The 12,171-nt window shown below is 52.8% G+C and carries 11 protein-coding genes and 1 pseudogene; 5 read left to right on the top strand and 7 right to left on the bottom strand.

What is annotated here, in order from left to right; translation table 11 throughout:
* Window positions 1–93: 93 nt before the first annotated feature.
* Entirely contained in the window at window positions 94–603 is a 510-nt protein-coding gene (locus SH580_RS11915) for an SET domain-containing protein (RefSeq protein ID WP_308949335.1), read from the bottom strand.
* Between the two features lie 68 nt (window positions 604–671).
* Entirely contained in the window at window positions 672–2,051 is a 1,380-nt protein-coding gene (locus SH580_RS11910; protein WP_319831088.1) for an IS4 family transposase, read from the bottom strand.
* 284 nt (window positions 2,052–2,335) lie between these two features.
* Here SH580_RS11910 and SH580_RS11905 point away from each other — a divergent pair, with 284 nt between their 5' ends.
* The 4 genes from SH580_RS11905 (at window position 2,336) to nadC (ending at window position 4,422) form a co-directional block, all read left to right on the top strand.
* Complete coding sequence (locus SH580_RS11905; protein ID WP_319831087.1) at window positions 2,336–2,566, top strand: AbrB/MazE/SpoVT family DNA-binding domain-containing protein; 231 nt, start codon at window positions 2,336–2,338, stop codon at window positions 2,564–2,566.
* On the top strand, window positions 2,563–2,952 hold the full coding sequence (locus tag SH580_RS11900; RefSeq protein ID WP_308951081.1) for a type II toxin-antitoxin system death-on-curing family toxin: 390 nt from the start codon (window positions 2,563–2,565) through the stop codon (window positions 2,950–2,952). Before SH580_RS11905 ends, SH580_RS11900 begins: the two co-directional genes overlap by 4 nt.
* A 99-nt stretch (window positions 2,953–3,051) precedes the next feature.
* Window positions 3,052–3,477, top strand: a complete 426-nt coding sequence (locus tag SH580_RS11895) for a hypothetical protein (RefSeq protein WP_308951079.1) — start codon at window positions 3,052–3,054, stop codon at window positions 3,475–3,477.
* 15 nt (window positions 3,478–3,492) lie between these two features.
* The gene (gene nadC, locus SH580_RS11890) at window positions 3,493–4,422 is read left to right on the top strand and encodes a carboxylating nicotinate-nucleotide diphosphorylase (RefSeq protein ID WP_319831086.1); all 930 of its coding nucleotides are present in this window, start codon (window positions 3,493–3,495) and stop codon (window positions 4,420–4,422) included.
* On the opposite strand, the gene SH580_RS11885 is transcribed toward nadC, so the two are convergent.
* The 5 genes and pseudogenes from SH580_RS11885 to SH580_RS11865 all read right to left on the bottom strand — a co-directional run.
* A complete protein-coding gene (locus SH580_RS11885) occupies window positions 4,419–5,660 on the bottom strand; it encodes a carbohydrate porin (protein ID WP_319831085.1) in 1,242 nt (413 codons plus the stop codon). The genes nadC and SH580_RS11885 overlap by 4 nt on opposite strands.
* A 24-nt stretch (window positions 5,661–5,684) precedes the next feature.
* A complete protein-coding gene (locus SH580_RS11880; RefSeq protein WP_319831084.1) occupies window positions 5,685–7,427 on the bottom strand; it encodes a PTS fructose transporter subunit IIC in 1,743 nt (580 codons plus the stop codon).
* A gap of 5 nt (window positions 7,428–7,432) precedes the next feature.
* Window positions 7,433–8,398, bottom strand: coding sequence for a 1-phosphofructokinase (pfkB, locus tag SH580_RS11875; protein ID WP_319831083.1), 966 nt, complete (start codon window positions 8,396–8,398; stop codon window positions 7,433–7,435).
* A 22-nt stretch (window positions 8,399–8,420) separates the two neighbouring features.
* Window positions 8,421–9,212, bottom strand: coding sequence for a putative PEP-binding protein (locus tag SH580_RS11870; protein WP_319835008.1), 792 nt, complete (start codon window positions 9,210–9,212; stop codon window positions 8,421–8,423).
* Window positions 9,213–9,451: 239 nt separating this feature from the next.
* Window positions 9,452–10,888, bottom strand: a pseudogene (locus tag SH580_RS11865) (HPr family phosphocarrier protein); the annotation flags it as partial.
* A 283-nt stretch (window positions 10,889–11,171) separates the two neighbouring features.
* Between SH580_RS11865 and SH580_RS11860 the strand changes: the two are divergent.
* Window positions 11,172–12,152 (top strand): LacI family DNA-binding transcriptional regulator, encoded by a 981-nt coding sequence (locus SH580_RS11860; protein ID WP_319831082.1) that lies wholly within the window; start codon window positions 11,172–11,174, stop codon window positions 12,150–12,152.
* The last annotated feature ends 19 nt before the right edge of the window (window positions 12,153–12,171 follow it).

Below are 12,171 nucleotides of genomic sequence, written 5' to 3'. Positions count from 1 at the left end.
ATCGTAGGGTCTTCACTTGTGAAGACCGCCGATACCGAGCTACATGACTTCAGGTCTTCAAAAGTGAAGACCTGAAGACCCTACCCAAGCCACCTACTTTTTGCTTTTCTTGCTCTTCTTCTTTTTCTTGCCGCGCAGTAGCTTCTTCACTTTCGCGCGCTGATCTTCGCGCACGATGTAGCCGATGCAGTTATCGGAGCCACACTTGCAAGGGTGATCGAGAAAGTGCTCCATGTCGTAGCCATAATCATAGACCAGCTCATCGCCCTTCTTGATGTCCTTGAGCGCTACGATCCAGATCTCGCCGTCGTAGTTGATCGCTTCACAATTCCCGTCACAGGAGTGATTCATGTAGCGTGCAGGATTATCCCCGAGCCGGCCGTCGATGTCATACTCATCATCCAGCTCAAAGATATAAACCAAGCCTTCGCCAGTCTCGCGGGCTTTTTCTTCCCACTCCAAGGCGCGCTTTGTCGACTCTTCCTTGGAGATTTTCTCTCCGATGTATTGAATAATATCCGTGCCCGCCTCAATGTCGGCGGTGGCATACAGCCCGCGCCCGTGGATGGTGGATGATTTAACTTTGCAAAGTGATTTTGGCATTATGGGAACTACGATTTAATACAATTTTCAATTGAGCGGGTTGGAGTCCCGCCTTCAGGCCAATGTCTTTAAGGATTGGTGACTTCTATAGTTTTAACAACTCGTTTTGACTGGGCAACTTTAGTTTTTGGCCAGTCTTTTGTGGGTTGTCGTAGGGTTCTGGGGCAAGTTCTAGGTCTTCGTTTTTTAATAACGGCATCATATATAAGATCATCTAAGAGTCGCTGTATCCACTGAGCCAGCGCTTGCGGGGTGATCAAGTCTGCACCGACTTGCAGTAGCTCGCACAGTGCGGCTGTCTTGTGCAAAACCTTGGCAAAGCTGATGCGCAAGGGCTCAACGCCTGCGGCAGAAGCGACGCTTTGGCGCTGCTTGGCGATCAGCGCGGCCGCTAAGAGCATCGCGAGCACTTCTTGGGCTGCGGTTTGCGGAGTGAGTGCGTCAAGTAGTTCTCCGCGGGCGTGCAGGTGGCTTTTGAGTTCTCGGAAGAATAACTCTTCCTCCCAGCGTGCGGCGTAAAGGGCGATCAGTTCTGTGGCTGGGCTGGTGGTGTCATCGAGCAGACTCGTCCACAAGCGTATTTGAAGACACGAACGGTGACCATTCTGGTCTTCATAGCAGACTCGACCATAGATCTCACGTAGTTCGAGTACCCCCACCTTCTTGCGTGTGGATGGATCAATCGCTTTGACTTCGACTAGCCATGAACCATCCGCGAGTTGCCGCGTGCGCTTGGCTTTGAGATTAGACTTTATCCGAACCAGAACGTGACTGTGTGTGCGCCGGAGCATTGACCAGAGTCCCCAGATCAGCGAAGGATAACCGAACAGTCGGTCGGCTAAAAGCAGACTGCGCTCGGGCAGATCCTGAGCCGCAAACAGTTGCCGCGCGAGTGTCAACTCGCCCTCGCCTTGCCAGCCTAAACGGGTGCCCAAAGGTTGGTGCATACCCAATTCCACCAGGACAACTGCCAGCAAATGCGCGAAAGCAGGTTCACCGCTACCGCGGTTGCAAGCCACTTTTGAAGCCTGTTCATTAATGGTTCCGGTATTACGTAAATTGAAACGAGTCCCGTCGATGGCCACCAACCGATATGCATGATAAAAGGCCTGCACATCTCGCTCACGGTCGGCTAACGGACGTAGCGCGATAGGCAGTATCTCTTCGATCAGCTTCTCGCCAATCGACAAGGCCCGCTGGCTGAGCGCGCTGTCCGAGATGCGCACTCCGGATACCGCCTTGGTATTAGACGAGAAAGTACCCGAACGTGCCAACTCATGGTAGACCCTGGACATCAACCATTCCCAGCCATTTAACTTGGCTTGGCCACCACCGCGAGGACCGTGCTGCGCGAAAATCAGAGCGCAACTCTCACGGCTAAATAGCTCCTCAAAGGCAGCTGGAAAATTAGAAAACAACGGGAAACACAAGGAGGTGGATGCGCTCATTCATACAAAAGAAGCAATCGTACTAAAAGTACGAGTCTTAAATGATTGCGCTAACTAAAATCCAATCCTTAAAGGCATTGGCCTAAAGCCGTCACTCTTACCTTTGACTGTATATCCTCAGGTAAGAGTGAGCGCTTCAGCGCTTTTGGCGCATGAGACGGTTCATTTAGATTTCTTCATTTCATTATACGATTTACGTCATACTTTTGAGAAACGCTCGAACAGCTGTAAACGCCCTACGCGCCTATCTTGACATTTTCCCGTAATAACATTTGTTATTACACATGGCTATCGAAACAAAAGTTCGCAAAATCGGCAACTCTCTCGGCATCGTATTGCCCAAGGAGGCGCTACAAGCACTCAAAGTGGAAGAAGGTGCGACGGTATATTTAACCGAAGCCCCCAATTGTTCCCTCAACATCAACCCCGAACGCCCCGGCTTTGAGGAACAGATGCAGATCGCCGAAAGCCTCATGCAGCGCTATCGTAACACCTTTCGCGAACTCGCTAAATGAAGGAACCATTTTGGATCGAAAAAACGACCTGTCTGGCATTCCACTCCGCTCTGGTCGCCCGCTTCGGTGGGACCGACGGAATGCGAGATGAAGGTCGACTGGATAATGCCCTGGATAAACCTAGGAATTTATTCCACTACGATCAACCCACGCACTTCGAACTCGCTGCTGCCTATGCTGCCGGAATCGTAAAAGGGCACCCATTTCTGGACGGTAACAAACGCTCTGGGCTGATGACAGCTGCCGTCTTTTTAGAAATGAACGGCTACGAGTTTTTGCCCAGCGAAGAAGATGCTGCCCTCCAGACCTTAGCACTTGCCGATTTAAGGTTAACCGAAAGCGAATTCGCCGACTGGCTGGCTTTTGTCTGTAAGCCACAGGCATAAGAAACCCTCCCACGATCCAAGCCATATTTGACTGGAGCGAACCCGACGATTCGCTAGAGTCCGCACATCACCTCTGTTTTTGAATGAAGGAATTATAATATGAAAACTCTAACATTTTGGACCCTCGCACTATTTGCAGTCTTGTTTACGGGCTGCAGCACCCCGCAAAGCCAACGTATCTCGCAAAACCAGGCAACTTTCGACACCTACACGCCCGGTGAACGGCAAATGATTCGCACGCAACAAATCGCCGTCGGCTTCGACCAAGACATGGTGCGCATGTCCTGGGGCGATCCAACACATGAAAAAACCGTCAGCTCAGCAACCGGCAAACAGATCGTGTGGGAATACCGTCAAATCAAACCGAGCATGGGCATCAGCCTCGGCGGTGGTGTCGGCTCCCGCGGCAGCGGCGTGGGCATCGGCACTGGCGTAAATGTAAACCCAAACAATACCAAGCTTCTCAAGCGCGTCGTCTTCGACCGCCAGACTGGAAAAGTCAGCACCTTCGAATCTTATAACTAATCTAGCACACACTGCATGAGCCATAACGCCCGCTACTCAAAAGACACCTTTAAGACCCGCCTCACATGGCAGGATCTGGACCCCGACTACCTGCGACAACTGGTCGGCCTCGCCAAGATCGAAGACCTCGCCGGCGCCGGGCTGGCACACCGCCCGGAACGCCTCGGCGATGTCACCACCGCACTCATGCCGGAAGGTGCCAGTGGACGCGCGCAACTGACGGCACGCGAACCGCTGATAGTCTGCGGTCTCGGCCTGATTCAAGCAGTGCTCGATAGCTATGGTCAGGACTGCAGCTTCGAAGCACAATCGCAGGATGGCGACTTTCTGGACCAAGGCCAAATTATCGGCATCCTGAGCGGCAGTTCCAGCGCATTGCTCCAGGCAGAACGCGTCATTCTCAATTTCCTACAGCACCTCAGCGGCATCGCCACCGAGGCCCGCCTCTATGTCGATGCACTCGGCCCCAGTGAGACTGCGCTGCTCGACACGCGCAAGACCTTGCCCGGCTATCGGGTGCTGCAAAAATACGCCTTCGCTTGCGGCGGCGGCTATAACCACCGCATCGGCCTCTTCGATCGCGTCATGCTCAAAGATAACCACCTCGCCGTCGCCGGCGCTACCGGTGGCAACCGCCTGACCGAAACCGTAGCGCTCGCAGTCAACACCTGCGAATACCTCGCCATCGAAGTGGAAGTGGACTCACTGGAGCAAATCCCCCCAGTCGTCGAAGCGGGCGCCGATATCATTCTACTGGATAATTTCTCCCCGGAGCAACTGAAGCAAGCCGTCGAGATCATCGATGGCCGCGCCTGCACCGAAGCCAGCGGCGGCATTACCCTAAACTCACTCCCCGCGCTCAATGACCTCGGCCTCGATTTCATCTCGACGGGCGCCCCCATTCATCAAAGCACTTGGAAAGACATCGGGCTGGACTGGCTCTAGAAGCTAAAGCCTATTTGCGCTCCGACAACGATGGCGTCATCAATATCGCCACTACCACCTGGATTCTTGATAAATTGAATGTCCGGCTGAATGTACGCGTATTCGGTCAACTGGATACGATGCCCCAACTCGAAGACCATCTCATAGTCAACCGGACTCCCTCCACCAGCTTCCAAGCCATCTGAGTATTCATCACTGAAGCCTCCATAAGTCGCAAAGAAAACGGTCCGGTCATCGGGACGTCCGGGAAGCAGGCCCTTGTAGTGCGCGCCAATTGTCGATTGGACCGGAACAATGGCGACTTCATCCTGCGAGGTGTACGCAAAGGTCATAAAAAGAGTCAGCCCTTCGTCGGAATCAGCCGACTCCCGGTAAAATTGATAATCCGCATGCGCATAAAAGCGGGTCAAACTATCCGTCGTATCCATGCTATTGAAATCGTTCATTTCAAACGAGAAGGTTTGATTGACACCGGCGTAGAAACGAGCGGGCTTCCCATTAATTTCAGGCGTCCAGTCGTATTGGACAAAAACCGATACCCCATCGTCGGAATCGATACTGAAATCGAGCCCTTGTTTTTCTCGATCCCACATTTCCTGAGTGAGCTGAAAGACTCCTACTTGCAGCGTGCTCTCTTCAGAGAGCTTGGCTTTCATCCGCCCCCCCCAAACGGCAAACGGATAGGATGTCATCACTCCATCAAAGAGTACAGCCCGAATCTGCCCGTTGACCGCATTGCTCAAAGAGTAACTGTAAAATGGAGATCCGACGAAGTCATCGGTCGCGGTCATACGGCCCAGCTTCAAGGAGAGGTCACCATCCGCAAACAACTTTTCCAGGGTTACATTATAGAGGAAGGCATTTTGTCCGCCAACCAGCTGCATTGCACTGTATTGGCTGCCGATATCTGGAGTAATGTCACTCCCATGGCGATCAATTCCTGTAAGAGTAAAAATGGTGTCGTCCCATCCCAGTATTCTTTCAAGATCGAAGTTAAATCCGGTAAACAAGTCACCAGCAAAGTTTGTATCCTTGCTAATACCACCTGAGGCAATTGATGAGGTGATCGTGTTGTAGTAGGCGAAGAACTCGATGCCCGCTTCGGAGAGTTCCGTGCGCGCGCCCCCCCAGTCGCCGGTCAAACGATCCGCGTATGGATTCTCTACGGATTCTGTATCCGCAAATACACCAGAATTGAGTCCAATAATTAATGATAGAGGTAGGATTTTGTTTTTCATAATATATGTTGTGTTGAGGTAAAATTAAGCAGCGACGGCTTTGTTCATTTGATTGAGCGGACGCTTCGCAAAGTAGAGCGCAGCGGTAGCAACAAGAGTTCCGATTACGATCGCAGCGATGTAGGCAAGGCCTTGAGTGATGGCATTTGGTATCGCCAAAACGAATACACCGCCATGAGGAACCATGAGCTTACAGCCCATCACCATGGAGATTCCACCAGTCACCGCAGAACCAAGAATGGTGCAAGGAATGACCCGAATCGGATCGGCGGCCGCATAGGGAATTGCACCTTCCGTGATGAATGAGATTCCAAGGATCGCAGTGGCTTTGGAAGCCTGACGCTCATCGTCAGTGAATTTATTACGGAAGATATTTGCTGCCAGCGCACATGCCAGCGGTGGCACCATACCGGCAGCCATCACTGCAGCCATCGGCACGTAGATCTGGCTGGCCAAGAGACCGACCGAAAAGGTGTAAGCTGACTTGTTCACGGGACCACCCATATCGAAAGCCATCATCCCACCGAGGAGCAAACCAAGGATCAGGGCACTGCCCTCTTGCATACCGTTCAACCAAGTGGACAAGCCATCAAGAATGAACTTCACCGGAGGCCCAATCACATAGATCATAGAAAGGCCGACGATCAACGAACTGAGCAGAGGCAGAATCAGCACCGGCTTAAGGCCCTGTAAAGTATCCGGCAGATTGATCTTACGATTCAGTAAACTAGTGAGATAACCGGCAAAGAAACCAGCAGCCAAACCACCGAGGAAACCCGCGCCGATTTGTGAAGCCAACATACCACCGATCAATCCAGGAGCCAGACCGGGACGGTCCGCTATGGAAAATGCGATGAAGCCGGCAAGTACGGGAATGAAGAGTGCAAAGGCAGAAGCTCCACCAATCTGCATAAGTGCCCAACCGAGCGTACCCTCGTTATCGCCCGCGTAGATCCCTCCGATGGCGAAAGCCAAAGCGATCAAAAGTCCACCCGCAGTCACGAGTGGCAACATTTGGGAGACCCCCGTCATTAAATGCTTGTAGACGCCGGTGCGTGCTTTCTTGGGAGGCATTTTCATGCCACCGGATTGCGCGGCTGAAGGTTCCAATGCGAGTGCTTCTTTAATCAGTCCGGACGCATCATTAATAGCGGCCTTGGTCCCTGTTTCAAGCAAACGCTTACCTGCGAAGCGGGCGGTTTCCACGCTGGCATCAGCGGCCACCACCACCGCATCGGCTTTAGCGATCTCTTCTTCCGTGAGTTCGTTTTTCGCGCCAACCGAGCCGCGGGTTTCCACCTTCATGGTGTAGCCCAGCGCTTTGGCACCGCGGAGCAATGATTCCGCAGCCATAAAAGTATGAGCGATCCCGGTCGGGCAGGAGGTCACTCCCACAAGGAATTTGCTCTCTGTGGATTCGGCCGCTTCCTTCGGTGATGCGCTCTGGCTAGCCGCTGGTGCGGGCACATTATCCGGGAAGAGTTGATCCAGGACATGTCCGGTTTCGCGGGCCACGCGAGCAAGCTCGGTCGCAATGACTGGCACTGATGTGGACACTGGCTGCGCGGGTGCTTTGATTGCGGAAAGAAGCACGGCATTGACCGACTCGGAAGAAGACTTCCAGACGGCTGCAGGATCTGCATCCGCATCGGCTTTGATTATAAGCGAGAGTCCACGACGTGCAGCCTCTGCTTCGAGGGCGCCCTTAGCCAAACGCAAGATGGGCGCATTGCTGGGGGCTTGAATGATAACAAGTAGATTTGACATGGGATTTAGGACTTGGGTTGATAGGGGGCGATTGGCTGTACGGTGACGCGGGCCAAACGTTTTAAGAGGATTTCAGGTTCAGGAAGCGCGGAGACGAGGGATTCCAATCGGCTCCAGGCGTAAACGGTGGCACGGCGTGCGCAGTCGGGTGCGGTTTCCCCAAAGAGGCGGCCCTGTAAATACCCGGCGAGCAATGAATCGCCTGCACCAACCGTGCTGATAACTTTGACAGGTGGCGCGCTCGCCATGAGCTCAGCCTTATTGGAAAGAAAAAGAGCACCCTCATCCCCAAGAGAGACAATCAGATTGGGCACGCGTTCGCGGTTGAGTTCCCGGGCCGCCGACAAGATCGACTGAAAGTCGCTCAGATCGGCGCCGAGGAGTTCGGCCAGTTCATGGTTGTTTGGCTTCGCCAAATCAATCCCGGCTTCGACCGCGGCCGCAAGGGCGGCCCCACTTGAATCCACCGCAATTTTGGCATCGGCGTCACGTAGTTTATGAATCAACTCGACAAGGAAATCCGGCTCGACGCCTGTGGGTAAACTTCCTGCGATGACAACCCAAGTGCCGGGTTGAACCAATTTCAGCAATCTGGAAAAGAGCTTCTCACACTGAGCCTTTGTAGGTGCCGGGCCAGGCAGATTTAGATCAGTGGTATCGTTGGATTTTGTATCCACAATCTTAATACCTGTTCGAGTTTCACCGGGGACACGAACAAAGGCGTCCATCAATCTGTGGTCTTTAAAATGCTTTTCAAAAATCGAGGGATTGGCTTCACCGAGGAAACCGGAGACCGCGACGTTGGTTCCACCAATAGCAAGCATGGTGCCGACATTGATTCCTTTGCCGCCGGCTTGGCGGTGTGATCCGGTCGCGCGATGAACGGTACCAGGCACAAGTTCATCGAGAAAAACGGTATGATCGATCGCCGGATTGAGCGTGACGGTAATAATGGAGGGTTTCGTAGTCATGGTAATAAGTCTCTGGTAGGGGTTAAACGGCAGGTGGGATCAACCGCACGGCGACGGCGTCGTCCTGCGCGAGAGCGCGTTTAGCCAGCGCTTGCAGGTCGGCCAAATTCGCTTTTCGAAGTTTTTCTTTTACGGCAGGGATCAACGCGGCTGGCATACTCAATTCATCCACACCGATGCCAGTGAGAATTTGTGCGCCGAGCGGATCGGCCGCGAGCCCGCCACATACGCCCACCCACTTGCCTTCGGCATGCGCTGCCTTGGTTGCAGTATCAATCATGCGCAGCACGACCGGATGCAGGCTGTCCGCCCGTTTAGCGAGAAGCGGATGCGTCCGGTCAACGGCGAGGCCGTATTGCGTAAGGTCGTTTGTGCCTACCGAAAAGAAGTCGACCACCTTCGCGAGCTCAGGTGCCATCGTCACCGCAGCAGGCACTTCAATCATAACCCCAAGATCAATCTGCGGGCCATCGACTTCTTTACGTACGGTTTCCGCAATTTGACGGATACGACGAAAGTCGTTCGGCGTCGCAATCATAGGAAAGAGCAACTTGATCGGGCCATGCTTCGCGGCACGAAAAACCGCCCGCAGCTGAGTCTTAATAATATCAGGACGAGCCAGACCAAGACGTATACCGCGCAGCCCAAGGAAGGAAAGATCGTGTTCGCTCAGGCCGAGATAATCGACTGGCTTGTCACCACCGATATCCACTGTACGCAGGACCATGGGCAGCCCACCCAAAGCTTCGACCATCGCTTTATAACATTCGTATTGTTCGTCTTCGGTCGGCGCGTGCTCGCGATCAAGAAACAGGAATTCCGTGCGAACCAGTCCCCCCCTTCCGCGCCAGCCTTGAGTGCATTTTCTGCTTCTTCGACCCGGGCAATGTTTGCGACCACTTCCACGCGATGCCCATCAGTCAACAAAGTAGGACTGAAACGTTGCGACCATGCTTGCTCACGACGTGCATCAATCGCCTTGAGTGCTTTACAGGCAGATTCAAGATCTGCCTCGGATGGCTCAAGGAAAAGTCGAGCACCGGACGCATCGAGTAACACAGTCGCATCTCGAACGGCATCCGCGAGAGCATCTCCCATTGCCACAACCATTGGAATACCAAGTGAACGCGCGACAATGGCCGAGTGCGCATTCGGACTGCCTGCGCGCAGGCAAATTCCTGAGACTTTCTCTGAGCTCAACTGAGCGGCCTCGGAGGGTTCCAAATCTTCAGCAATCAAAACCACGGGGGCGGTAATTTCAGCGAGTGGATCCTGCACCTCGCCGAGCAGGACACGGCTTACACGATGCCCCGCGTCTTTCAAATCGACGGCTCGTTGAGCCAGGTTGGCATCAGTCAATGCCTCCAACTTTGCGGCTTTATCGGTGATTACAGCGTTCCAAGCGCTCAGGGCATCTTCTCCCTCTTTAATTTTATTCAGGGCAGCTTCTTTTAATTCCGGATCGTCGACCAGAGCAACATGTGCAGTGAACAAGTTGCGCTGCACTTTGTTCATGTTCTCGTCATCGGCGAGCTCGGTCAAACCGCTTACCGCGGTTTCAATGGCGACTTCGAGGGCGGAGCATTCGGAGGCTTCATCGCCACGCTTACGGTCTGCTGCATCATGGCTACCGAGGTTCCAATGAAAGACTGGACCCACCGCAATCCCAGGAGCGGCCATTGTCCCCGAAATGGAGGATGTGGATTCAGTTTGAACAGGCTCCCAATGGATCGCGCTGTCGACCTCATCCATAAGCTCCTGAGGCTCGTCATTGATCAATTCGAGCAAGCGACTGATCCGATCCAGGTGATCCGTGGCATACGGAGAATCGGATCGAATCTCGATGTGACTTCCTGCGGTGATCCCTAAACTGACGATCTTCAGTGCGCTGCGAGCATCGGCTTCGCGGCCGTTGACCACGAGACTAATATTACCGTCCATCTGTTCGGTCAATTCAGCCAACTGACTGGCTGGGCGAAGGTGAAAACCACGTGGGTTGGAAAATTTCACGAAGACACGTTCGCCTGCATAGTCATCATCAATGTCATCGCCGGCTTCTGTTTCTTCTCCAGAGACAGCTGCGATAATTACTTCCGGGTCTGTCGTGCTCGCCAAGTCTTTGGCCAAATCGGCATCAGCCGTGATGGAAGTCAGCCGAGCGAGAAGGCCGATATGCTCATCACTTTTTGCGGCGATACCGAAGATCAGATGGGCCCGCTCCTCGCCTTTCCAAGCCACGCCTTGGGGGACCTGAATCAACACAACCCGCGTTTCGAGGATCAGGTTAGCTTGTTGCGGTTGACCATGAGGAATGGCAACTCCATTGCCTAGGTAAGTGTTCGCTGTCCGTTCGCGGCCGAGCATACTATCTACATATTCTGCCTCTACAGCCCCGAGCTCTGCGAGAAGCTTCGCGATGCCTTGAATGGCCTCTTCCTTGCTGGAAAACTTTTGACCAAGACGAATATCAGATGGGGTTAGATTCAACATGAGGGGTATTTGATTTTGAGGTTAGAAAAAGAAGATGGTTACGATGTGTAATCGTTTACATATAATTGTCAAATAAAAAGGCGGCCCAGCAAAAGGAACGCAGAACATGACTACACAGATATTGTTAATAATTAGATACTTAAGACTTAAATTATTTTCATATTTTTCTGGTATCGTTTACATAAATTATGTCATAATCATGAATAACTTATGAAAAATTCCTCCGAAACGCGCAGTCTAAATCAGTATTGCGCCCGCCTCTCTCCCTTTTTAGATTCCGACCATGGCTAGTATTAAAGATGTCGCCCGCGAAGCAGGTGTTTCGACAGCAACCGTATCCCGCATGATGGCCAATAAGGGTTACATCAGTGACAAAGCACGAGCCAAAGTGGAGGCTGCCGTTAAAAAGCTCGGATATCGCCCCAATCGTGCGGCTCAACAATTACGGGATCCCGGGTCGCGAATTCTCGCTCTTATTGTCTCCGACATACAGAATCCGTTTTTCGGAGAGCTTTGCCGATCCGTCGAGACCTTCGCCCAGAAGCGTGGGTTTTGTGTTTTCGTCTGTAATACCGATGAAGACCCTCAAAAGGAGATTCACTATTTGGAGCTCGTCGCCCAGGAACAAGTGGCTGGAGTGATTATCTCTCCTTCAACGCAAGGCTTGAAGCCGTTGAAAGCGCTTCAAAAACAGGGAATCCCTGCTGTTTTGGTTGACCGGCAGGTGGGCACAGATTTTGACGCCGTTCTCTCTGATAATAAAGAAGCGGCCTACCGATTGACTCAGCGGATTCTACAAGGCGGCTATCGACGCATCGCCGGAATTTTCGGGGCCAACAGTTTTACCGCGGAAGAACGGCTGGCCGGTTTTCAATCCGCATTGGCTGAAGCAGGACAGACTGCCTTTCCGATCAGACGTATCCCAGCATTTGAGAATGAAGGACGTGCTGCGATGGAGCAAATTCTGCAAGACAATCCAGCGCCAGACGCCGTCATTTGTAGCAGTGCACTCATTGCCACCGGTGCGTATCGGGCAATTCACAAGCAGAAGATATTGATACCAAATCATATAGGTTTTGCCTGCTTCGACGATCCCCCTTGGGCGACCTTTGTGAATCCAGGCCTTACGGTAATTCGTCAGCCAGCTGCACTTTTGGGTGAAGCGGCTGCAGAGCTGTTGATGAAGCGCATCAAAGATCCCGAACGGACACCCAGCATTCTACGCTTACAAGGCAGCTTGGTTGAACGCGGTTCGTTACGATAATATGACAGACAAAATGAGC

The sequence above is a fragment of the Coraliomargarita algicola genome, assembly GCF_033878955.1.
Lineage (GTDB): Bacteria > Verrucomicrobiota > Verrucomicrobiia > Opitutales > Coraliomargaritaceae > Thalassobacterium > Thalassobacterium algicola.
Note: the sequence above shows the minus strand (reverse complement) of the source record. Positions and strands in the feature narration are given on the sequence as shown.